Here is a 24466-nt window from a genome sequence, read left to right as displayed (position 1 = left end):
GCGGCGTTGGTCAAGCAGGAGCTTTGGGGAATGTTGCTTGCCTACAACCTGCTGCGTTTTATGATGTGCCAGATGGCGTATTCCTTGAATACGGTAATGCCATACCAAATAGGTTTTAAGCAGGCATCGATATTTTTGGTGAGTCAGTTGCAGATGCTCCCGGCAGTCGCGCCCGGAAGATATCCAGAAGTGCTCAGGTATATCCTCGATATGGCAGAGAGCTTTGTGCTTCCAGAGAGGAGGGAGAGGACATATCCAAGAGCAGTAAAGAAAAGGCCCAGTCGCTATGCGACTAGGCCTTCTAGAAGGCGTAATTCAGCTTAATTCACATGCATTACGGCAATAGCCGTGCTTTTTCTTTTCTGGCGTTTAGAGCTACCCCGTAATACCACAGTGACGCAGCAATGCATCAGGTGATGGCTCGCGGCCTCGGAAGCGTTTGAACAGCTCCATTGGCTCTTCACTGCCGCCGCGCTCTAAGATATTTTCTAGGAACGATGCGCCCGTTTCTGTGTTGAAGATGCCTTCTTCTTCGAAGCGGCTAAACGCATCGGAAGACAACACTTCTGCCCACAAGTAGCTGTAGTAGCCCGCACTGTAACCACCCGCAAAGATGTGGCTGAAGGCATGAGGGAAGCGATTCCACTCTGGCGATTTCATCACAGCGACTCGGCGCTTGATGCCCGCCAGTGTTTCCAGCACTTTCGCCCCTTCTTCTGGGTCGTAAGTGGTAAACAAGGTGAAATCAAACAGCGCAAACTCTAGCTGACGCAGCAAACCCATCGCGGATTGGAAGTTCTTCGCGGCCAACATTTTATCGAGCATGTCTTTTGGCAGTGGTTCGCCTGTCTCGAAGTGACCAGAAATAAACGCCAGCGCGTCCTCTTCCCAACACCAGTTTTCAAGGAATTGACTTGGTAGCTCAACCGCATCCCAAGGTACGCCGTTGATGCCAGACACGGATGACTCATCCACTTGCGTCAACATGTGGTGAATGCCGTGGCCAAATTCATGGAACAGCGTCACCACTTCGTCATGGGTGAACAAGGCTGGCTTATCGCCAATCGGTTTGTTGAAGTTACACGTTAGGTACGCGACTGGGGTTTGTAGCTCGCCAGATTGCGTCACACGACGAACGCGACACTCGTCCATCCATGCGCCACCGCGTTTGTGTTCACGGGCATACAAGTCCAGATAGAAACTGCCACGCAAGGTACCTTTTGCGTCGAAAATGTCGCAGAAGGACACAGATTCATGCCAAACTTCCACACCATCACGGCGTTTCACGTCCATGCCAAACACGCGCTTCAATACTTCGAATAGACCAGCAACGACCTTTTGTTCAGGGAAGTAAGGACGAAGCTCTTCATCTGAAATGCTGTATTGGTGTTGCTTCAGTTTTTCTGAATAGTACGCAACGTCCCAAGGTTCAAGGGCTTCAACACCGAAGTTGTCTTTCGCGAATTGCGTTAATGCTTGGAAATCTTGCTCACCTTGCGGGCGCGCTTTGTCGACCAGTTCATTCAGGAAGGTTAAAACCTGATCCGTTGAGCTCGCCATTTTAGTGGCCAGTGACAGCTCGCTATAGCTTGCAAAACCAAGCAAGCGCGCAATTTCGTGAGAAAGCAGCAATGTTTCGCTGATAAGGTCAGTGTTATCCCACTTACCTGCATTCGGACCACGATCAGAAGCGCGTGTACCGTAAGCTTCGTAAAGCTCTGCTCGCAGTTCACGATTATCACAATACGTCATCACTGGCAGATACGACGGAATATCGAGCGTGAGTAAATAACCATCGAGTTCTTTCGACTCCGCCTGCGCTTTTGCTGCGGCAATGGCAGACTCTGGCATACCAGCCAAAGCACTCTCATCCGTAATGTGCTTATTCCACCCCATGGTGGCGTCCAAGACATTGTTTGAAAAATTAGAAGAAAGCTCAGAAAGGCGCTTACTGATTTCCCCAAAGCGGTGCTGATCTTTTTGGCCTAGCGCGATGCCTGAAAGCTCAAAGTCGCGTAAGGCATCGGTAATGGTTTTCTGTTGAGCAAGGGTAAGAGAAGCGAAATCATCACGCCCTTTAATGGCTTTGTACGCATCATAAAGCGGCTTGTGTTGACCGACCCACGTCGAGTAATCAGACAGCAGTGGCAAACACGCTTCATACGCTTCACGCAACGCCTGGCTATTAGCGACGGCATTGAGGTGCCCAATTGGCGACCAAACGCGACTTAAACGATCATCACTCTCTGCGAGCGGCACGCAAATGTTGTCCCAACTTGGATCGGTGTTGTTTTCCAGTACCGCTTCAACAGCAGCACGGCAATCGGCAAGCACTTGCTCAACCGCAGGTTGCACATGCTCTGGTTTGATATCAGAAAATGGCGGTAAATCTGTAAACGACAATAGCGGGTTGGTCATTGCGGGTTCCTTTCTCTCTCAGATATGTCTTATTTATGGCGGTAAATAGGTGGGTTTTCAATGCTCATGCTGCATCCAATCACGCAATAAGCGATAATACTGGCTACTTTTTTCGTTTTCATCGGGTCATACCATGCTCAGTTATCGCCACAGCTTCCACGCTGGCAACCACGCTGATGTTGTTAAACACATCGTTCAAAGCCTGATCATTGAATCACTAAAGCAAAAAGATAAGGCTTTTGTTTACCACGATACGCACAGTGGTGCGGGACGTTATGATCTGTCAGATGACCACGCTGAGAAAACCGGCGAATACAAACAAGGCATTGGCCAGATTTGGCAATGCGACGATGCACCAGACGCATTAGCGCCCTATTTAGATGCCATTCGCAGCCTAAATGACGGTGATGAGTTGCGCTACTACCCGGGCTCACCGAAGGTAGGCAGAACCTTGCTGCGCGACCAAGACCGTGCGATGTTCACTGAACTTCACCCGACAGATTTCCCGCTGCTACTGCAAGAGTTTCGTGGCGATCGTCAGGTGAAAATGTTCAAAGAAGATGGCTACGCGCGATTGAAAGCCAGCCTGCCACCGAAAGAGCGCCGCGGCGTGGTGTTGATTGACCCGCCTTATGAGCTCAAACATGAGTACCAAGATGTTGTCGATGCGATCGGTGAGAGTATTGAACGTTGGGCAACAGGTACCTATGCGATTTGGTATCCAGTGGTGTATCGTAAAAATATCGACCTGATCACCCGTGGTTTAGAAAAACTCGGCATTCGTAAAATCCTTCAAATCGAATTAGGTGTCGCACCCGATTCAGAAGAACGCGGCATGACAGCATCAGGCATGATTGTTATCAATCCGCCATGGATGCTTGAAGCGCAGATGAAAGAAATTCTACCGTGGCTGCAAAGTAAAATTGCGCCCACGACAGGTCATCAATTTGTAGAATGGATCGTACCTGAGTAAAAATCAGCCCTCATCGGGTCTGTTAGTTTGGGAAATATTGGATTACCGCTTTCAGTGCGGAAATAAGAAAAATCACATGGAGAATAAAATGGCCAAGCATTTTGATTACATCTGTATCGGTGGTGGTAGTGGTGGTATTGCATCGGCTAACCGAGCAGCAATGTATGGTGCAAAGGTAGCAATTGTTGAAGCGCGCCACTTGGGCGGCACTTGCGTAAACGTAGGCTGTGTACCAAAGAAAGTGATGTGGCACGGCGCTCAAGTTGCTGAAGCGATCAAACTGTATGGCCCTGACTATGGTTTCGATACCACGGTGAACAAATTCGACTGGGCAAAGCTTGTCGAAAACCGTGAAGCGTACATCGGACGCATTCATGCCTCTTATGAAAACGTATTGGGCAAAAACAACATCGAAGTCATCAACGGCTTCGCCAAATTTGTTGATGCGAAAACCGTCGAAGTAAACGGCGAGCATTACACCGCGGACAACATTCTTATTGCAGTCGGTGGCGAGCCAACCATTCCGAACGTACCAGGCGCTGAGCATGGTATCGATTCAAACGGTTTCTTTGAACTCACTGAGCAGCCAAAACGCGTTGCCGTTGTCGGTGCGGGTTACATCGCGGTTGAAATCGCGGGTGTTCTGAATGCACTAGGCACTGACACTCACCTGTTCGTGCGTAAAGAGTCGCCGCTTCGTACCTTCGATCCGATGATTATCGATACCTTGGTGGAAGTGATGGAAGCAGAAGGTCCAAGCCTTCACACCCAGTCAACGCCAAAAGAAGTGGTTAAAGAATCAGACGGTTCAGTGACACTGCATTTTGAAAACGGCACGTCTCACAACACCGACGTATTGATCTGGGCAATCGGTCGCAACCCGACCACCAGCAAAATCAACTTGGAAGCAACTGGCGTTGAAACCAATGCGCGTGGCTACATCAAAGTCGACGAGTTCCAAAACACCAACGTGACTGGCATCTACTGTGTGGGTGACATCATGGAAGGTGGCGTTGAGCTGACGCCTGTTGCCGTAAAAGCAGGTCGCCAACTTTCTGAGCGTCTGTTCAATGACAAAACCAACGCCAAGATGGATTACACGCTGATCCCAACAGTGGTCTTCAGCCATCCACCTATCGGCACTATCGGTCTAACAGAGCAGGAAGCGAAAGTACAATACGGCGAAGAGAACGTCAAAGTGTACGGCTCTGGTTTCACTGCTATGTACACCGCAGTAACTCAACACCGTCAACCTTGTCGCATGAAGCTTATCTGCGCAGGTGAAGAAGAAACCGTGGTAGGCCTTCACGGTATCGGTTTTGCTGTTGACGAAATGATCCAAGGCTTCGGTGTTGCTATGAAGATGGGCGCAACCAAAGCAGATTTCGACAGCGTTGTGGCTATCCACCCAACAGGCTCTGAAGAGTTTGTTACGATGCGCTAAACATTGATTTAAACATTAAAAAAGCGGCCAATCGGCCGCTTTTTTTGTTTATCGCCACACCGTTTCCGTCACTCACAAAGCACATTCACTTCGGAGGACTGGGATAAAGGCATGGGCACCATGATAACAAGATCATAAGCATCACCGCTCGCAACCCAATAAGGCAAACGGTTCGGCACCACTTCTCGTGTCTCGGGGTCGGCAATCAGCTTTTTCAGCGAAGCAGCAGAAACCACTTTAAAGCCGTTTTCAGTGCACGTCGTTTCAGCGTCGGCAAAGGACGCGCGTAGCCACATTTCATCATTACGAGAATAATGTCGTTCGCCATATTTCGGTTTAGGTACTTGCACACCCGCAACCGCTCTGAACTTACGATTACGTTTTATTTTCTTGGGCTTAGCGGTAGTTTTGGTAGGTGTCGCTTTGACCATGGCCTCAGCAACAGGTAACGGATCATTGTTCTGTGTACTCATCAGTGGCTCTGTAGCGGCTTCTGCCGACGCAACTATTGCCACTACTGGCGCTGCAAGTGTCGCCTTCTCCAGCATCGCTGCTTCAACCACAGAGGCTTCCACAATAGGTGATGACGACGGCGCTTGGGCAACCATCTCAACAACCGGTGCCGGGGTTAACCGCATTTCGTTACTGATAGAGACTTCACGAACAAACGCAGCTTTCATCGCAGGTTGCTTTCGCATTCCGTCTCGCACTTTCATTGCGGTACTGAATTGCTCAAAGGGCCCAGCAAGGCAACGATAAGCTTCCCCTTCGTTGCGGAAGATGACCTGATTGGCGAGTACAGATTTGGCTAATTGACTGGAAAGCCAAGCACCTGGCAGGTTCTTCACTATCCCACACTGCACCCAAAACTGGCCTTGCTCGGACGCTGGATTTTTACCCCAAAGGCCATTACCAATCGGGCAAGCCTCATCCACCACATTCCACGAATCTATACGCTCAGGCGAACAAACGCTCTCCGCCGAAAAAGCCGGGACATTGAGAACCACCGATAAAATCAAAGCGCTAACAATACGAATGCTCGAAGCGATCATGTTCCCTCACACGCTGGAAATGGATGATTAAACTTTTATGAGCGGAGATCGTTAGCTTAGTTCGGATTTGCGCGAACCGATAAATTTGATGCTTAAAACAATAAAAAAAAGGTAACCAACGTTACCTTTTTTATGCAGATTTGGCGGAGGTTAACCTTTGTATATTTTTGGGTTAAACACATCCCGTAGCCAGTCACCCAGTAGGTTGATAACCAGAACGAGAACAACCAACACGATGCCCGGAAACGCCGTGATCCACCATGAACCAGAGAAAATATACGTAAAGCCAATACTGATCAGAGAGCCAAGAGAAGGCTTGTCGACGGGCATACCTAACCCAAGGAAAGACAATGCTGCTTCAGACATGATGGCATTCGCGACTTGCACCGTTGATATCACCAAGATTGGGGACAAGCAGTTCGGCAAAATGTGTCGGAACATAATGCGCGGTGCTTTGAAGCCCATCACTTGCGCCGCTTCCACGTATTCCTTTTTCTTTTCAGCCAACACAGAGGCACGGATTGTTCGCGCGTACTGAGGCCATTCAGCAACACCGATGATGACCACCAGCATCAAGATGGCATACTCGCTATAGAAGTCACTGCCAAAGCTCGCTTTAAAGATCGCCGAAACGATGATGGCAACCATCATGGTAGAGAACGACAACTGCACGTCAGCAATACGCATCAGTAGGCTGTCGATACGGCCACCGAAGTAACCCGCACTCAAGCCAATCACAATGCCTAAGAGCAGTTGCAAGGCAACGGCACCAAGACCGATGATTAACGAGATACGCAGGCCATACAGGATGGTTGAGAGAATGTCTCGACCTTGGTTGTCAGTACCTAACAGGAAGCGTTCATCTCCCCACTCCATCCACGTAGGAGGAAGCTCAGAGTCCATGATATCAATCACAGACAAATCGTACGGATCTGACGGAGACAGAAGTGGAGCCAGCACGGCCGCCAATACAAAAGAGACAAAAACCGCAAAGCTGAACATGGCGACTTTGTCGCGCTTAAAGTAATAGAAAAAATCTGACGCTAAAAACTGCTGCCAGCGAGAAGGCGCTTTTGATGTCATCTGTTCCATGCTTATGCCCCCTTACCAGTGAGATTAACCGTTGGGTTAATCAAGCCGTAAACCAAATCAACAATCGTATTGGTCACCACAAACAGCAAACCCACAAAAATGACATAAGCCGTGATCAGCGGAGTATCAACACGGTTGATCGCTTCTAAGAACAAAAATCCCGTTCCTGGCCACTGGAAAACCGTTTCAGTCAAAATGGTGTAAGCCACCATGGTGCCTATCTGAACACCACCTACCGTCACCAATGGAAGCATGGTATTTTTAAGTGCATGACGGTACTGCACGGTTTTTTCAGGCATACCCTTTGCGCGTGCGAATTTTACGTACTCCGTGCTTAACGCTTCTAGCATTTCAGAACGTACAAGACGGATGAACAGCGGCAGCATGATGGAAGACAGAGCAATACTGGGCAAAACAAGGTGTGACAAGCCATCAAGCGTAAAGAAGCCAGATTCCCAACCAAGAATATTGACGGTATCTCCCCGCCCAAACGACGGAAACCATCCCAGTTCAATGGAAAAAACATACATCAGCATAATCGCGGTCAGGAACACAGGGACTGAGATGCCGATACTGCTGCCCGCCATGATGATTTTGGTAAACACACTGCGGGGGTGAATGGCAGAGTACACACCCAGAGGAATAGAACACACAATAATGATGATGGTCGCGCCAATCACAAGCTCAAGTGTTGCCACCAGCTTATCCAGAATGACATCAACGGCTGGGCGTTTGAAGAAATAGGATGTACCCAGATCGCCCTGAACCGCATTGCCAACAAATCGCGCGTATTTCTGATGGAATGGGTCGTTTAACCCAAGCTCATCACGCAGCGCTTGTCTTTCGGCTTCTGAAACCGATTGCCCAACCATTTCACGCAACGGATCGCCAAGATTATCCTGAATGGAAAATGCCACTAGGCTGATCACAAACATCACTATCACGGCCTGAAACAGACGCTTGACGAGAAACGTAAACACTCCTTGCCCCTTACCTTTCCTTGAAGACTTTTACTTTTACTTCTTTCAATTGGCTTCATTTCCAAATGAAAGAAAACGGCCCTTTCTATCCATTGGTTCTACAAGATAGAAAGAATGGCCGTTTACAGTGTTTAAGTACGCCAGATAAAGATGCTTCTTTAACTGGCGTAATGGGTGGTTACTTAACCACAAGGTTGCCGAAGTAAGGGAAGTTCATTCCGTTTACAATTGGACCGATTTCTACGTTTTTCTTGGCAGCCCATGACGGATCTTGCCAATGCAGAGGAAGGAATGCCGCTTCGTTGTACAGCGTTTCTTCAACTTGTTTTAGCATCGCATTTCGCTTGTTCAGATCCGTTTCTTTGTTCGCCGCATTGACCAACTTATCCACTTCACCATTGCTGTAATGGCCACAGTTGTACTGACCTTTACCTGTGTCAGCATTGCGGGTCATTGCTAGGAACTCAGTGAAGTTTGCAGAATCTTCTGTATCTGGGTGCCAGCCGATCATCAACATGTCAGCCGCACACTTATCAAACTCAGGCCAGTATTGCGCTTTTGGCATGGTTTTCAGATCAACTTTGATACCGATTTTCGACAGCATGGCCGCGGTTGCTTGGGCAATCTTGTCATCATTCACGTAGCGGTTGTTCGGCGCCATCATGGTCAGCTTGAAGCCATCCGCATAGCCCGCATCTTTCATCAGCTGCTTGGCTTTGTTGAGGTCATAGCGTGGTTTCAGGCTATCATTGTAACCCGCGTAGCCTGGAGGGCTTTGCTGTGCTGACGCAGTCGCTGCACCCTTCATGACTTTCTTCGCGATACCTTCGTTATTGACCGCATAAACAATGGCCTGACGAACACGTACATCTTTCAAAGCAGGGTTGCTGTTTTGGTTCATTTGGAACGTGATGATTCGCGTGCCAGGCATGGTGTAAAGATCAACGTCTTTCGCTTTTTGAATACGCTTGTAATCGTTTGGCGAGACAGGCGCGATCATGTCAACATCGCCAGACAGCAACGCGGCAACGCGGGTTGCGTCTTCTTTGATAGGCACCAGCGTTAACTTATCAACGTTACCGCCAGACGCGTTATCCCAGTAATCGGCAAAACGCTCAAACTCAACCTTCACGCCTTGCTCACGCTCTTTTACGATAAAAGGTCCCGTACCAGAAAGGTTTGCTGACGCAAAAGAGTTACCGTGCTTAACAAGCTCTGCTTTGTCTTTCCCTTCTGCAGTTTTGCCAGAGTAGAACTTGCTGTCCATTGGGAAAATGTACGTCGCGACGTTTTCAATCAGTGGGTATGTACCGTCTGTTTTGATTTCAACCGTGTAATCATCAACTTTCGTCAAGGACACGAGCGGCGCAAAAATGCCTTTAAAGTCAGGAGATGACTTTAGGCGATTGAACGTCCACACCACATCATCTGCGGTCAGTGCGTTTCCTGAGTGGAATTTCACACCCTTGCGAAGGTTGAAACGCATGGTTTCGTTATCAACGCGCTCCCATGATTCAGCCAGACGAGGCTCAAATTCCATTGATTGGTTAAAACGAACCAATGGATCAAAAACCATGTGAGACAACTGAAGGGTACCACCAGAGAGTTGCTCATGCGGGTCAAGTGAGACCGGATCGGCATCGTAAGCAACCGTAATGTCGGCGGCTGATGCAGCAAAGCTTAAACCCGCTGCCATCATCGCTAGGGCGATTTTACTCTTGAAGGTTTTCATTGCATGACTCCTTATGCAGGGAAGCAAGTTCCCTTTCTGTTGTGTATTGCTAATTCACATTGTCAGTGAACACAACGTATCCTTTCCACTGACACATAAAATGTGTATGTCTTAATTGGCAACAGTACTCATGCCCTTGAACTCAGGCATTAGCGATATCAAATGCTGGCTGTATTCATGCTGCGGCGATTCAAACAATACTTCCGTTTGTGCCACTTCCAACAAGGTGCCTTTCTTCATCACCCCGATGCGATCACACATCTGACGAATAACGGGTAAATCATGGCTAATAAACAGCATGGTGAGGTTAAGTTCTTGCTGCAGATCTTTGAGCAGGTTGAGTATTTGCGCTTGAACGGACACATCAAGTGCTGATGTGGGCTCGTCACAGATCAGTAGTCGAGGCCTTGTAGCAAGTGCGCGCGCAATGGAAATCCGTTGACGCTGTCCGCCTGAGAATTCATGAGGATACTTAATACCACTGGCTCGGCCCAAACCTACGTGATCCAAGAGATCGCCCACGATTTGCTTCACTTGCCTGTCGTTCTCAGCCAATTTGTGGAAACGAATCGGCTCCGCAATGATGTCTTGCACTTTCATGCGCGGGTTCATCGATGAGTACGGGTTTTGGAAAACCATCTGCATCTGGCGTCGCATCGGGCGACGTTGGGCTTCACTTTTCAGCCCGGTTAGGTCGATACCCTCAAACCACACTTTCCCCGAGTTAGGCGGATAAAGACCTGCGATGACTCGAGCAATGGTTGATTTTCCTGACCCAGATTCTCCCACCAATCCAAACGTTTCACCCTCTTGAATATCAAAGCTGACATTGTTTGAAGCTTGAACATATTCTCGTCGATTTTCGAAGAACGAATCCTTGGTGATGAAACGCAGGTTAACGTTCTCAACCCGCAGCAGTGAGCCCGTGTAGTCGCGCTCATCTTGGCTTTGACCAAGCCAATGCGTTTTCACATCTAACGGCTTCATCTCGACAGCTTCTTCGATGTAGCTCACCAGTGGGAATCTATCGAGCTTGATGTCCGATCTCGGTACGGCTGAAATCAAACTTCGGCTATAAGGATGCTCGGGGGTGTTTAGCACTTTGGATGTTTCACCAAATTCCACCAAGTCGCCGCGATACATCACTGCAATTTTGTCTGTGACGTTAGAAACAACACCCATGTCATGCGTAACAAGCATGCAGCCCACGTTTTTCTCGATACAAAGCGTGCGGATAAGGTTCAGAATCTGATCTTGAATGGAAACATCCAGCGCCGTTGTCGGTTCATCGGCAATGATAAGCTCTGGCTCACCCGCCAATGCAATGGCAATCACGACACGCTGGCGCATGCCACCAGAAAACTGATGGGGATATTGTTTAACGCGAACATGTGCTTCTGGAATGCCAACCTGCTCCAATAAAGAAATGGAACGTTGCTTAGCCTCTTGTTCAGAAACACCAAGGTTGACGGTGATGGTTTCAACAAGCTGCTGCTCTACCGTAAACAAAGGGTTCAAAGACGTCATCGGATCTTGGAAGATAAATCCGATACGGGATCCCCGATAGTGACGCATTTTCTCAGGTGAAAGCCCGGAGATTTTCTCTCCATCCAAATACACCTCGCCGCTCGCCACATGTCCTGGTGGACTCAATAGGTCAATAACGGCGTTTCCAACGGTAGACTTACCCGCCCCAGATTCACCAACCACCCCAACGATCTCCCCTCGCTCGATAGAGAAAGATAGATTGTTGACCGCGGCAAAGATGCCATGACGAGATGGATACTCAATTCGAAGGTTTTTTACTTCAAGCAATGCCATTGACCAGACCCTTGATACTGCACAAACCCGTGCCTGTCTGAACACAATCCCTGTTTACATCAATAAAACAAGACCAAATTAACGACCTACAATCTGTCAAATGTTTCACGAAAAAGCAACAAACCAACACTTATAGCCACAACTAACGCCGTTTATCGTATAAATATTCACCAACAGTGCATTTGACAGCATCTGGAAAAATGAAAAATAACCGCTATCTCGCACAAAAAGGCTCAACTGAATGCACACATCTGACGAACTCGTAACAAGAAAGGCTGTTTAATTATTCAATGTGAATTAAGAAATAAGTAAGAAAAAGGTAGGGAAATAACCACAAACACGGTGCTTATTTGATGAGAACTGTGAGGGTACGCAGTCAAACTGGGGGCAAATTCAATGATAAAGCCCACCTCATTGACAGAGATTTTGCTAAACAGCGGAAATTAGGGGCGCTACATTAGAGGTCAACTCGGTATTGAGCCCCCTAAACGCTTTCCCAAACCGCAGATACGAAAAAGCCCGCTCTATTGAGCGGGCTTAATCTAAATGTGGTCGGTGAAGAGGGATTCGAACCCCCGACCCTCTGGTCCCAAACCAGATGCGCTACCAAACTGCGCTATTCACCGAGTGGGGTGGCTAACGGGACTTGAACCCGCGACAACTGGAATCACAATCCAGGACTCTACCAACTGAGCTATAGCCACCACATTATTTTTTGCCAATTTTTGCTGTATCCGGATTGGCGCACCCGACAGGATTCGAACCTGCGACCTTTGGCTCCGGAGGCCAACGCTCTATCCAGCTGAGCTACGGGCGCTTGTCCCTGTCGGCGGAGTCGCATATTACGGAGATCGCTACTTGCCGTCTAGCACTTTTTTTAATTTTTTTTCCGAATGCTCTCTTTTTGTTCAATCAGAATAAAAACCGTGCGAGTGGCCATAATCATAACGGTTTAACGCAACAATCTAAAGCGCTATAATCACTTAATGTTTACACGGAGTTAACCTAATCGCGGTATCACTTCGTAGTTAGACAAAGTCACATATACTCAAAATGTCGACCTTGGTATCCGAATATTGCCCTTTCAGTGTGATATAACGAACCAACAGCATAAAAAACGCTCGGATTTATCAGAGCCACAATGAAATTGGGAGTGAAACAGTGAGCGCAAAGGGAATTTTTTTACGTCGTTTAGCAGTGTCTGCTGTCACCGCATTGTCTCTTGTTAGTGCAGTTCACGCTGCGGACATGTCTGAAGAAGCCATTGCAGAACGTATCGCACCTGTTGGTTCTGTCTATCTAGAAGGCGAAGCCCCTGTAGAAACAGCGGCTGTACCTTCAGGCCCACGTGCGGGTGACGCCGTGTACAACACCTATTGTATGGCATGTCACTCTACTGGAGCCGCTGGCGCACCAAAAGCAGGTGATGCAGCAGCTTGGGAGCCGCGTCTTGCTCAAGGTAAAGACACGTTAGTGAGCCATGCAATTAATGGCTTTAACGGCATGCCCGCAAAAGGCACATGTATGGATTGTTCTGACGACGAAATCGTCGCGGCGATTGACCACATGCTGTCTCTATAAATCAGGCAACGCAAAGAGAAAAGCGGCCTACAAGGCCGTTTTTTGTTTTCAAGCTATCGACTCTGGAAGCAACCGCACTGACTGCACACCGTTAATCAAACACAATATTGGGGTGTTCTATTTTGAAAACCTCAACATGACTGAATTTGAAAAAATGTCCCAAGGGCTCGCTTTTAATGGCGGTGACGACGGGATCAGTGCCATTCGTGCCAATGCCTTTGTTCACCTCCAAGCCCTCAATGCCCAGCGCAGTGATAACATTACCGATATCGCCCAAAAACTCTTTGGCCACTTTGATCCAGAATCCATGGTCATGACGCCCTTTCAGTGTGAGTTTGGCAAAAATATCCACATCGGCCGCCAAACGTTTCTCAATATGGGGGTCGTGATGCTGGATGTTGCGCCTATTACCCTCGGCAATAACGTATTAGTAGGGCCAAACTGCCAGTTTTATACAGCAGGACATCCACTCGATTACCGCCGCCGACGTCAATGGGAAACCTTCTGCAAGCCTATCGTGCTTGAAAACGACGTGTGGATTGGTGGGAATGTCGTGGTCTGCCAAGGTGTCACCATTGGCGCTCGCTCGGTGATTGCCGCGAATTCCGTTGTCACACAGGATGTGCCGCCCGATAGCTTAGTGGGTGGCACTCCTGCGAAGGTGATTCGGAAAATCCATGAGAATGGCGATACAGACGCACTGGAGACAGCCTAGCCCACCTTGGTTTGAGACTCACAGTGTCAAACATGTCCTCATTAAAGAAAAAGCCAGCATTCGCTGGCTTTTCGTTAATCCTTTTTAAGCATGGCCCTGAGGTTTGCAATGGCTGCTGACCCCTTCGCCATTCGCTCTTCTTGTGTTTGAGGCTTTTTCTTTTCTTCCCATTCAACATCGTCGTAGGGAAGCTCCTCAAGGAAACGACTCGGCATCGGTTTAATCAGCTCGCCGTATTGACGACGTTCTTTGCACAAGGTGAAGGTCATTTCTTTTTGCGCGCGCGTGATGCCCACATACGCAAGGCGACGCTCTTCTTCCACATTGTCTTCATCAATGCTCGATTGGTGCGGCAACAGGCCCTCTTCCATGCCAATCAAGAACACATAGGGAAACTCGAGACCTTTTGAAGCATGAAGGGTCATCAACTGCACCTGGTCCGCATCATCGTTGTCTTCACCGCGCTCCATCATGTCGCGCAAGGTGAGTCGCTGTACCACTTCACGTAGCGTTTTCGGCTCGTTGTCGTAGTTGTCCCCTTCCAGGTCGGCAACAATCCAGCTGTAGAGGTCTGAGACATTCTTCATCTGCATCTCAGCGGCTTTCGGGCTGGATGCGGTCTCATACAGCCAATCTTCATAATGTGAATCACGCACCAGCGAGCGAACCGCTTCAACGGCATTACCACGTTCAAACTCGTCAGACATTTCGACAATCCAACGCGTAAAGCGTTGAAGCGACTCCAATCCACGCCCAGTAAGGTGCTGCTGTAACCCCATTTCAAAGCTGGCAGCAAACAGGCTTTTTCCACGCATGTTTGCGTACGTTCCCAGCTTTTCAAGCGTAACTGGGCCAATTTCACGACGCGGCGTATTAACGATACGCAAGAAAGCATTGTCGTCATCTTGGTTCGTTAACAAACGCAGGTACGCCATGATGTCTTTGATTTCAGCGCGTGCGAAGAACGAGGTTCCCCCTGAGATTTTGTAAGGAATACGGTTTTGCATCAGGGCTTTTTCAAACAAGCGAGACTGATGGTTACCGCGGTACAAAATCGCATAATCTTTGTAATCAGAGCGATGCATATAGCGGTGTGCAATGATTTCACCCACCACACGCTCGGCTTCATGGTCTTCGTTGTTGGCTTTGAGTACCTTCAACATTTCACCATCAGGCAGCGCTGAGAACAGGGTTTTCTCAAACACGTGCGGGTTGTTGGCGATCAGGATATTGGCCGATCGCAAAATACGGCTGGTTGAGCGGTAGTTTTGCTCAAGCTTGATGACTTTGAGGCTCGGAAAATCCTGATTCAGCATCAAAAGGTTTTTCGGCTGTGCGCCACGCCAGCTATAAATAGACTGGTCATCATCCCCTACCACGGTAAAGCGTGCGCGCTCACCCACCAGCATTTTCACCAGCTGATATTGGCTGGTGTTGGTATCTTGATACTCATCCACCAGTAGGTAACGAATTTTGCTTTGCCAGCGCTCGCGGACGTCCTGGTTTGTTTTCAGCAAGATCACTGGCATCAAGATCAGGTCATCAAAATCCAGTGCGTTGTAGGCCTTCATTTGCTTCTGATACAGGGTGTAGCAATGCGCGAAGAGCTTATCTTGCTCACCCATGGCTGACGCTTCCGCTTGGGTTGGCGTCAACATGTCATTTTTCCAATTGGAGATTTTGTGCAGAAGCTGCTTAAGCAGGTCTTTATCGCCTTCTAGCTCATCTTCCGTTAGCTCTTTGAGCAAAGCCATTTGGTCTTGGTCGTCAAACAGCGAAAAACCCGCCTTAAGCCCTAGCGTTTTATATTCGCGACGAATGATGTTGAGCCCGAGAGTATGGAACGTAGAAACGGTGAGACCACGCGATTCTTGCTTACTCAGGGTTTGGTTGACACGCTCTTTCATCTCACGTGCCGCTTTATTGGTGAACGTCACCGCCGCGACATGACGCGCTTTGTAATCACACTGCTGAACCAAGTAGGCGATTTTATTGGTAATAACGCGGGTTTTACCCGAGCCAGCGCCCGCCAAGACTAGGCACGGTCCAGACACGTGGTGGACGGCGTCATTTTGGGCTGGGTTCAGTTTCATGTGGTTCCTCTGTTTATCGTCTGCGATGAGTCGCCGTTACATTGTAAAAGGAATGCTGGCTCACTTCATCATTCTGTCAGGTTTCATTCATATTCATGGACATTCATTGTTCACTTAACCTTGCAGAGTGTTTTAAATTCAATACAATGAATGAACGTTCATTCATTGAGAGCGTATAAATGATGTCTGACAAAAAAACGCAGATCCTAGAAGCCACCGAGCGTTTACTGGCAAAACACGGCTTTGACCGCCTCTCTATGCAGATGGTTGCCAAAGAAGCTGGCGTTGCGGCGGGTACGATTTATCGGTACTTCTCGGACAAGAACGATTTGTTGAGCCAACTTCGCAATCATGTCATTGGAAAATGTGCCGAAAATATATTGCACGGTTTTACCAACGACATGTCTATGAAACAGCAGTTTGTCACCCTTTGGCGTAATGCCTGGCAAATCACCATTGATCGTGACGACAATGCAATCAACCGTGAGCAGTTTGATAGCTTGCCCTATCAAAACGGTACAGAACAAAAAATGGCGGAAAGGGAGGTTTTTGCTCCTATACATCAGTTTTTCGAAACCGGTATCGCCAATGGAATATTCAAACCACTCTCAACTGACGTGCTTTCTGGCATTGGCCTTGAACCGGCCATTTGTTTAGCTCGCAAACAGGTAAGGGGTGTTATAAACCTTGACGCTTCAGCACTCGATGATGCAATCAACGCGTGCTGGGATGCTATATGCCTTCATAAAGAATCGGAGAAATCTAAATGAAGAAATCGTTTGTTGTTATGTTGGTCGTGGCACTTGTACTTTTCGGTACAGTTATCGGCTTTAACATGTTTAAACAACAAAAAATTGCCGAATACATGGCAAACATGCCTGAGCCCGAATTCCCAGTGACAGTGACAGAAATGTCATCCATTGAGTGGATCCCAACCATTGAAGCCATCGGCTTTATTGAACCCAACCAAGGTGTCACGCTAACCACCCAAGTTAATGGCGTTATCGACCACATCAACTTCGTTTCAGGTCAATCCGTGAAACAAGGTGATGTGCTATTGGCATTGGATTCAAAAGTAGAAGCGGCAAACCTAAAGAGTACTCAAGCGCGTTTACCTGCTGCGAAAGCAAAATACAAACGCTACCAAGGTCTGTTCCGTAAAGGGTCTATTTCGAAAGAAGCCTTGGATGAAGCAGAAGCTAACTACCGCTCGCTACAGGCTGACGTAGAAAGTTTGAATGCGTCGATTGAGCGCCGCACCATTGATGCACCGTTTGACGGCGTTGTTGGTCTTCGTAACGTGTTCCTTGGTGAATACCTGCAACCAGGTACTGAAATTGTTCGCTTGGAAGACACCTCCATCATGCGCCTTCGCTTCACGGTGCCGCAAACAGACATTGCGAAAATCAAACTAGACCAGAAGATTAACATTGCTGTCGATGCATACCCTGAGACACCTTTCACCGGCAAAATCAGTGCCATCGAGCCTGCGGTTAACTTCCAAAGTGGTTTGATCCAAGTACAAGCTGATATCCCTAACAACCACGGTCAACTGCGTTCAGGTATGTTTGCGCGCGCAAACATCATTCTGCCAACAGTTGAAGATCAGATTGTTGTCGACCAAACCGCTATCAACTTCACGCTGTACGGTGAGAACGTTTATGTACTTCGCGAAGAAGACAGCGTGACACGTGCGTACCAACAAGTCGTGAAAGTCGGTGAGCGTAAAGGCCACATCGCACACGTTCTGAATGGTCTAAAAGCGGGCGACAAGGTGGTGACATCGGGTCAAGTACGCTTGAGTAATGGTGCGAAAGTACGCGTTGTTGAAAACGATGCGCTGACACCGCCTGAACAGCTACCACAACTGTGATGAGGTCCTGATGAAATTTACGGATATTTTCATAAGGCGTCCGGTTCTGGCCATCTCGATCAGCTTTTTGATTGCGCTACTTGGCCTACAATCGATGTTCAAGATGCAGGTTCGGGAATACCCGGACATGACCAATACTGTTGTTACCATCGCCACCAGTTATTACGGTGCAAGTGCTGACTTGATCCAAGGCTTCATTACAACGCCACTGGAACAAGCTGTTGCACAGGCTGACAACATTGACTTTATGACGTCAGAATCGGTGCTGGGTACCTCCACCGTCACGGTTTACATGAAGCTAAACACCGATCCAAATGCTGCCTTGGCAGACATTTTGGCGAAGGTGAACTCTGTTCGCGCACAGTTGCCAGGTGAGTCTGAAGACCCTTCAGTCACCATGTCGACAGGTTCAACAACCGCGGTAATGTATATCGGTTTTACGTCTGACACCCTAGATTCAAGCCAAATCACGGACTACCTAGAACGTGTAACAAAACCTCAGCTGTTCACGGTGAATGGTGTAGCAAAAATCGACCTTTATGGCGGTTTGAAATACGCACTACGCGTATGGCTTGATCCAGCGAAAATGGCGGCGTTCAACCTGACTGCGACGGAAGTGATGGGCGTACTTAATGCCAATAACTACCAGTCAGCAACCGGTCAGTCGATTGGTACTTACATGGTATATAACGGCTCTGCCGATACCCAAGTATCCAACACCGACGAGCTTAGCCGTTTGGTTGTCGCTACGCAGGAAGGTCAGGTTATTCGTCTGGGCGACATCGCGAAGGTGTCGCTAGAGAAGAGTCACGATATCTACCGTGCTACCGCGAATGGCTCAGAAGCTGTTGTCGCCGCGATCAACGCCGCACCAACAGCAAACCCAATCAACATCGCTGCAGATGTCACTGCCAAGCTTCCAGAGCTTGAACGTAACATGCCTAGCACCATCAAGATGAATGTCTTGTATGACTCCACCGTTGCGATTAATGAGTCGATTCATGAGGTTGTAAAAACCATCATCGAAGCGGCACTGATCGTATTGGTGGTGATCACCTTGTTCTTGGGTTCATTCCGCGCAGTGCTTATCCCTATCATCACTATCCCACTGTCTTTGATTGGTGTGGCCATGATGATGGAGCTGTTTGGCTTCTCGCTAAACTTGATGACACTGCTCGCCATGGTATTGGCCATCGGTCTGGTGGTGGATGACGCCATCGTTGTTCTTGAGAACGTCGACCGTCACATCAAGCTCGGTGAATCGCCGTTTCGTGCCGCCATCATTGGCACCCGCGAAATCGCAGTACCTGTTATCTCGATGACGCTGACACTGGCTGCGGTATACGCACCTATCGCATTGATGGGCGGTATCACAGGCTCGTTGTTTAAAGAGTTCGCACTGACGCTTGCTGGCGCCGTATTTGTCTCGGGCATCATTGCACTGACGCTGTCGCCAATGATGTGTTCGAAAATGCTCAAGGCCAACGAAAAGCCGAGCAAATTTGAAGCAAAAGTACATGGCTTCCTAGATCGCATGACGGAAGGCTACTCACGCATGCTGGGCGGCATCATGAAGATTCGTCCTGTCATCATCTCTTTCGCGGTGATCGTGTTTGTCAGTCTGCCCATCATGTTCTCCTTTATCCCAAGTGAGCTTGCGCCACCGGAAGATAAAGGTGTGATGGTAATGATGGGTACAGCCCCATCAACGGCAAACTTGGATTACATCGAAAACACCATGGCAGAAGTGAACGCAACATTGGCTGCACAGCCAGAAGTTGCATTTGCACAGGTGTTCTCAGGTGTACCTAAGTCAAACCAAGCCTTCGGTATTGCCTCTTTGGTGCCGTGGAGTGAGCGTGAAGCCAGTCAGGCTGACGTGGTTAAGCGTATGACTGAAGAAGTGAAAGATGTACCAGGCATGGCGGTAACGGCGTTCCAGATGCCAGAACTACCCGGTGCGTCTTCAGGTCTTCCGATTCAATTCGTTATCACCACGCCAAGTAACTTCGAAAGCTTGTTCCAAGTTGCGGCGGATGTGCTTACTGACGTGAAAAGTAACTCAATGTTTGTTTACTCAGACATGGACCTAAACTTTGATTCTGCGACGATGAAAATCAACATCGACAAAGACAAAGCAGGCGCTTACGGCATCACGATGCAAGACATTGGTATCACGCTGGGCACCATGATGGCGGACGGTTATGTTAACCGTATCGACTTAGATGGCCGCTCCTACGAGGTGATCCCACAAGTTGAGCGTAAGTACCGTTTGAACCCTGAATCTATCAAGGGTTACTACGTACGTTCAGCCAGTGGTGAAGCCGTGCCTCTGGGCTCACTGGTGACCATTGACGTTGTTGCAGAGCCTCGTGCATTACCACACTTCAACCAGCTAAACTCGGCGACCATCGGTGCAGTTGCTGCGCCTGGTGTTGCCATGGGTGATGCGATCAACTGGTTTGAAGGCATTGCTGCCGAGAAACTGCCACGCGGCTACCAACATGACTACCTCGGTGAAGCACGTCAGTTCGTCACAGAAGGCAGTGCGCTATTTGGCACCTTCTTGCTGGCATTGGCTGTTATCTACCTTGTGCTCGCGATTCAGTTCGAATCATTACGCGATCCACTCGTTATTCTGGTCTCTGTACCGTTGGCGATCTGTGGTGCCTTGATTGCTCTGGCGTGGGGTGCGGCGTCGATGAACATCTACTCTCAGGTCGGTTTGATTACTCTGATTGGTTTGATCACCAAGCACGGTATTCTTATCTGTGAAGTGGCAAAAGAAGAGCAACTTCATAACGGCATGAGCAAGATGGAAGCGGTGATGGAAGCGGCAAAAGTGCGTCTTCGCCCAATCCTGATGACTACAGCTGCGATGATCGCGGGTCTCATCCCGTTGATGTACGCAACCGGTGCTGGTGCTGCTCAGCGCTTTAGTATTGGTATTGTTATCGTTGCGGGTCTGGCAATCGGTACGCTATTCACCTTGTTCGTTCTTCCGGTTATTTATACTTACCTTGCAAGCCGCCATGAGCCACTGCCTGTGTTCGTAGAAGATGACGAACTAGAAGCAATGAGATTGGCAGAAGAAGCTGAAAAAGCCGCCTCGCACTAAGTCTCTTTATGCACTGAAAGGCCTCCATTGTGAGGCCTTTTTTATTTTGCTCCGTAGTGGAGAAGAGAAAAGAGTTTTTCGACAACAATCCGAGGATTGCTTAGAATAGCGTCATCATAATAAGGAGTAGCGCATGTTCGACCCTAAGAAACTAGAGCAAGTCGTTAAGCAGATTCAGGAATCTATGCCAAAGCCTGTGAAAGATCTGGGCAATGACGTAGAGCAGAAGGTTCGTGAAGTGATCCAATCACAGCTAGCAAAATTGGATGTTGTTAGTCGTGAAGAGTTTGATGTTCAAACGCAAGTTCTGCTTCGCACTCGCCAAAAGCTGAGTGAAATGGAGCAAAAGCTGGCAGAGTTCGAACAGAAGCTGAACGAGAAATCTGACGCTTAGTCATCGCAAACCGATGAAGGCTGCATGCAAAACAAACCATCATTAAAAAACCCGGCTTTCGCCGGGTTTTTCGTATTCAATTCTTCAATACGAAGAGATTAATCACCAACAGCAATGCGCTTCATGTCAGTCATGTAGCCACGCAGCTCGGTACCAATCCACTCTACAGGGTGGTTACGTAGTGCATCGTTAACAGCAATCAAGGTTGCATTGTCAGCGTCGTTGCCTACATCGCCAAGACCCTTACCGATAACGTCAGTACCAACACCTGGCATGAACTTCTCGCGCAACAGTGGCGTTGCAACGTTTGCGAACAGGTAGTTACCGTATTCAGCCGTGTCAGAAATAACCACGTTCATTTCATACAGACGCTTACGCGCAACGGTGTTTGCAATCAAAGGAAGCTCGTGTAGTGACTCGTAGTATGCAGACTCTTCAATGATGCCTGATGCCGTCATTGCCTCAAACGCCAGTTCAACACCCGCGCGAACCATTGCAACCATCAAGATGCCGTTGTCGAAGTACTCTTGCTCAGAAATCTTCACATCTGAATCTGGGTATTGTTCAAATGCCGTTTCTGCCGTCTCTTCACGCCAGCCAAGAAGGTTTGCGTCATCATTCGCCCAGTCAGCCATCATGGTTGATGAGAAGTGACCAGAGATGATGTCGTCCATGTGCTTGTTATAAAGCGGGCGCATCAGATCTTTAAGATCTTCTGACAATTCAAACGCTTTGATCTTCGCAGGGTTAGACAGACGATCCATCATGTGCGTGATGCCACCGAACTTCAGTGCTTCAGTGATCGTTTCCCAACCGAACTGAAGCAGTTTGCCTGCGTAGCTTGGGTCAATGCCGTCAGCAACCATCTTCTCATAACATACGATAGAGCCCGCTTGAAGCATGCCACACAGAATGGTTTGCTCGCCCATCAGGTCAGATTTAACTTCAGCAACAAAAGACGACTCAAGAACACCTGCACGGTGACCGCCAGTCGCAGCAGCCCAAGCTTTCGCGATTTCGTGACCTTCACCTTGTGGATCGTTCTCTGGGTGAACGGCCATTAGCGTTGGAACACCGAAACCACGCTTGTACTCTTCGCGTACTTCAGTACCTGGGCACTTAGGTGCAACCATCACGACAGTGATGTCTTTGCGAATTTCCATGCCTTCTTCAACGATGTTGAAGCCGTGTGAGTAACCTAGCGCAGCACCTTCTTTCATCAAAGGCATTACTGCACTAACAACGCTTGTGTGCTGTTTGTCAGGCGTTAGGTTAACCACCAAATCCGCTTGTGGAATCAGGTTTTCATAGTTATCAACATTGAAGCCGTTTTCTTTGGCATTCTTGTAAGATTGACGTTGTTCGTCGATAGCTGCTTGGCGAAGTGCATAAGACACGTCTAGGCCAGAATCACGCATATTTAGACCTTGGTTAAGGCCTTGCGCACCACAGCCAACAATAACCACTTTCTTACCTTTTAGGTAATCTGCTTCATTGGCAAATTCCGCTTTATCCATAAAGCGACAAACACCCAGTTGATCAAGTTGCTCGCGCAAATTCAAGGTATTGAAATAGTTAGACATGTCGAATACTCCGTAAGAAAAATCTGTCCTTGAGCGATGTGAACATGACAAGCTGCCACATCGAATTGAGTTCATAATAGATCAGGCAGTAAATTGCTTAAAGTGATATATTCACAACATGTAATTGCAATTTATGCAACATAGAGAACGACAATGGACGTCAAACATCTACAATTCTTTATTCATCTATGCGACAGCAAAAACTTCTCAAAAACAGCTGCAGCGATGCACATCAGTCCTTCAGCGTTAAGTCGCCAAATACAAAAGCTCGAGCAGGAAGCTAATCAACAACTTTTCCTTAGGGACAACCGCAGCGTAGTGCTGACCCCTGCAGGGAAAAAGCTACTGCCAATTGCGATGCGAATATTGTCGGAATGGCAACAATACCAAAGCCAAGCGGATGCATCTGAAAACGAACTACGCGGTGAACTTCGCCTGTTTTGCTCTGTAACAGCAAGCTACAGCCACCTACCCGAACTGCTCTCTGAGTTTCGAATTCGCCACCCATTCATCGAACTCAAGCTCTCGACGGGCGATCCTGCACAAGCGATAGACAAAGTACTCGTTGATGAAGCTGATATCGCCATATCCGCAAGACCGGAACAACTTCCTGCTAAAATCGCATTCAAAGCCATAAGTGAAGTCCCTCTGTCTGTAATCGCGCCCGCAGGTGTAAGCAGTTTCGCCGAAGCACTGCAAAAAGAAACACCGGATTGGCATGCCATTCCTTTCATTGTGCCTGAAGCCGGTACAGCGAGAGAGAGAGCCAACACCTGGTTCAGGCAAATGAAGATAAAGCCAAATATCTACGCACAAGTCTCAGGCCATGAGGCCATCGTAAGTATGGTTGCACTAGGATGTGGAGTCGGTATTGCACCAGATGTCGTGATCAACAACAGTCCAGTACGAGAGAAAATTGAAAAGCTGCGCCTAGCGCCGATCAAACCCTTTGAGCTTGGCGTATGTAGCCTTCACTCCCAGCTTGATAATGCGTTAGTAAGGGCGTTATGGGATATCGCTGAAGAGAAAAACATCGCGAATTAAACGAAAATCAGATTCGTCTCATGCTTGATTCAGAAAGATTTTGTCACTGACAAGATACGGCGTCTATCCTCCACTCATCTTTACAAATAGGCAGAGGCCACATGTCTTTTATTGAAAGAGTTGGAAAGGCGCTTGAACCGCTAATGCTCGCTATGGGCTTAATAAGCCCTCTGGCAACACTCCCGCAAATATATAAACTCTATTTCTCTCACAGTGAAAGTGCCGAAGGTTTATCGCTAGTAACATGGCTGCTCTACACGTTCATCGCGTCGCTCTGGACCATATATGGTTTGTATCACAAGAACCCGACGATTTGGGTTGGCAATGGACTGGGCTTCATGATGTATGTTGCGATGGTCGTAGGAATTATCGCTCATGCAGGCATGACGTTTTAACCTGCATATTTCTACATCTCTTATGTAGCGAGAACTCACAGACGATAAAAAGCCCCGCTATTACTAGCGAGGCTTCTTAATAAATGGCGGAGCGGCCGGGGGCGCGCACGTCCGGGACTCAAGCCAGAGGCTCGTTAGAGTCCATTTACAAAACCCAC

18 protein-coding genes, 3 tRNA genes and 1 pseudogene are annotated in these 24466 nt (G+C 48.3%); 11 read left to right on the top strand and 11 right to left on the bottom strand.

Annotated features, from left to right (window positions below; all coding sequences use genetic code 11):
• Positions 1-324, top strand: a pseudogene (locus BM082_RS22835) (IS4 family transposase); the annotation flags it as partial.
• Between the two features lie 51 nt (positions 325-375).
• On the opposite strand, the gene prlC reads toward BM082_RS22835, so the two are convergent.
• Positions 376-2418 (bottom strand): oligopeptidase A, encoded by a 2043-nt coding sequence (prlC, locus tag BM082_RS22830; protein ID WP_017013077.1) that lies wholly within the window; start codon positions 2416-2418, stop codon positions 376-378.
• Positions 2419-2551: 133 nt separating this feature from the next.
• Between prlC and BM082_RS22825 the strand changes: the two genes are divergently transcribed.
• Complete coding sequence (locus BM082_RS22825; RefSeq protein WP_074928777.1) at positions 2552-3391, top strand: 23S rRNA (adenine(2030)-N(6))-methyltransferase RlmJ; 840 nt, start codon at positions 2552-2554, stop codon at positions 3389-3391.
• A gap of 88 nt (positions 3392-3479) precedes the next feature.
• A complete protein-coding gene (gorA, locus tag BM082_RS22820; RefSeq protein ID WP_074928775.1) occupies positions 3480-4835 on the top strand; it encodes a glutathione-disulfide reductase in 1356 nt (451 codons plus the stop codon).
• A gap of 68 nt (positions 4836-4903) precedes the next feature.
• On the opposite strand, the gene BM082_RS22815 is transcribed toward gorA, so the two are convergent.
• The 8 genes from BM082_RS22815 to BM082_RS22780 all read right to left on the bottom strand — a co-directional run bounded on the left by BM082_RS22815 (position 4904) and on the right by BM082_RS22780 (position 12329).
• Positions 4904-5887, bottom strand: a complete 984-nt coding sequence (locus BM082_RS22815) for an SPOR domain-containing protein (RefSeq protein WP_017016780.1) — start codon at positions 5885-5887, stop codon at positions 4904-4906.
• A 150-nt stretch (positions 5888-6037) separates the two neighbouring features.
• Positions 6038-6979: an ABC transporter permease gene (locus BM082_RS22810; protein WP_017016779.1), complete on the bottom strand. Its 942-nt coding sequence runs from the start codon at positions 6977-6979 to the stop codon at positions 6038-6040.
• A gap of 2 nt (positions 6980-6981) precedes the next feature.
• On the bottom strand, positions 6982-7959 hold the full coding sequence (locus BM082_RS22805; RefSeq protein WP_017009443.1) for an ABC transporter permease: 978 nt from the start codon (positions 7957-7959) through the stop codon (positions 6982-6984).
• 178 nt (positions 7960-8137) lie between these two features.
• On the bottom strand, positions 8138-9691 hold the full coding sequence (locus BM082_RS22800) for an ABC transporter substrate-binding protein (RefSeq protein ID WP_017009442.1): 1554 nt from the start codon (positions 9689-9691) through the stop codon (positions 8138-8140).
• A 111-nt stretch (positions 9692-9802) separates the two neighbouring features.
• A complete protein-coding gene (locus BM082_RS22795; RefSeq protein ID WP_017013070.1) occupies positions 9803-11512 on the bottom strand; it encodes a dipeptide ABC transporter ATP-binding protein in 1710 nt (569 codons plus the stop codon).
• Positions 11513-12061: 549 nt separating this feature from the next.
• Positions 12062-12138 (bottom strand) — tRNA-Pro (locus tag BM082_RS22790).
• Between the two features lie 2 nt (positions 12139-12140).
• Positions 12141-12216 (bottom strand) — tRNA-His (locus tag BM082_RS22785).
• Between the two features lie 36 nt (positions 12217-12252).
• Positions 12253-12329: transfer RNA gene (locus BM082_RS22780), tRNA-Arg, on the bottom strand.
• A gap of 344 nt (positions 12330-12673) precedes the next feature.
• Between BM082_RS22780 and BM082_RS22775 the strand changes: the two genes are divergently transcribed.
• Positions 12674-13093, top strand: coding sequence for a c-type cytochrome (locus BM082_RS22775; protein ID WP_017015740.1), 420 nt, complete (start codon positions 12674-12676; stop codon positions 13091-13093).
• Between the two features lie 136 nt (positions 13094-13229).
• Positions 13230-13808: a sugar O-acetyltransferase gene (locus tag BM082_RS22770; protein WP_208862551.1), complete on the top strand. Its 579-nt coding sequence runs from the start codon at positions 13230-13232 to the stop codon at positions 13806-13808.
• Positions 13809-13882: 74 nt separating this feature from the next.
• Here BM082_RS22770 and rep read toward each other — a convergent pair whose 3' ends face one another.
• A complete protein-coding gene (rep, locus tag BM082_RS22765; RefSeq protein ID WP_074928771.1) occupies positions 13883-15901 on the bottom strand; it encodes a DNA helicase Rep in 2019 nt (672 codons plus the stop codon).
• Between the two features lie 182 nt (positions 15902-16083).
• On the opposite strand from rep, the gene BM082_RS22760 reads away from it, so the two are divergent.
• From BM082_RS22760 to ubiK, 4 genes are all read left to right on the top strand, one after another.
• A complete protein-coding gene (locus tag BM082_RS22760) occupies positions 16084-16671 on the top strand; it encodes a TetR/AcrR family transcriptional regulator (RefSeq protein WP_026024625.1) in 588 nt (195 codons plus the stop codon).
• Complete coding sequence (locus tag BM082_RS22755) at positions 16668-17774, top strand: efflux RND transporter periplasmic adaptor subunit (protein ID WP_017010494.1); 1107 nt, start codon at positions 16668-16670, stop codon at positions 17772-17774. Before BM082_RS22760 ends, BM082_RS22755 begins: the two co-directional genes overlap by 4 nt.
• A gap of 10 nt (positions 17775-17784) precedes the next feature.
• Positions 17785-20892, top strand: a complete 3108-nt coding sequence (locus BM082_RS22750; protein WP_017015708.1) for a multidrug efflux RND transporter permease subunit — start codon at positions 17785-17787, stop codon at positions 20890-20892.
• Positions 20893-21025: 133 nt separating this feature from the next.
• Positions 21026-21286 (top strand): ubiquinone biosynthesis accessory factor UbiK, encoded by a 261-nt coding sequence (gene ubiK / locus BM082_RS22745; protein WP_017010496.1) that lies wholly within the window; start codon positions 21026-21028, stop codon positions 21284-21286.
• Between the two features lie 98 nt (positions 21287-21384).
• Here the strand turns inward: ubiK and ilvC are convergent, their stop codons facing one another.
• Entirely contained in the window at positions 21385-22869 is a 1485-nt protein-coding gene (gene ilvC / locus BM082_RS22740; RefSeq protein WP_017010497.1) for a ketol-acid reductoisomerase, read from the bottom strand.
• Between the two features lie 153 nt (positions 22870-23022).
• On the opposite strand from ilvC, the gene ilvY reads away from it, so the two are divergent.
• On the top strand, positions 23023-23913 hold the full coding sequence (gene ilvY / locus BM082_RS22735) for an HTH-type transcriptional activator IlvY (protein ID WP_074928769.1): 891 nt from the start codon (positions 23023-23025) through the stop codon (positions 23911-23913).
• Positions 23914-24014: 101 nt separating this feature from the next.
• The gene (locus BM082_RS22730; RefSeq protein WP_017010499.1) at positions 24015-24308 is read left to right on the top strand and encodes a SemiSWEET transporter; all 294 of its coding nucleotides are present in this window, start codon (positions 24015-24017) and stop codon (positions 24306-24308) included.
• Positions 24309-24466: the final 158 nt, after the last annotated feature.

Origin of the sequence: Enterovibrio norvegicus DSM 15893 (assembly GCF_900115495.1) — a bacterium.
Taxonomy (GTDB): Bacteria; Pseudomonadota; Gammaproteobacteria; order Enterobacterales; family Vibrionaceae; genus Enterovibrio; species Enterovibrio norvegicus.
The sequence above is the reverse complement of the archived record's forward strand: the minus strand, read 5'-3'. Positions and strand labels throughout refer to the sequence as shown.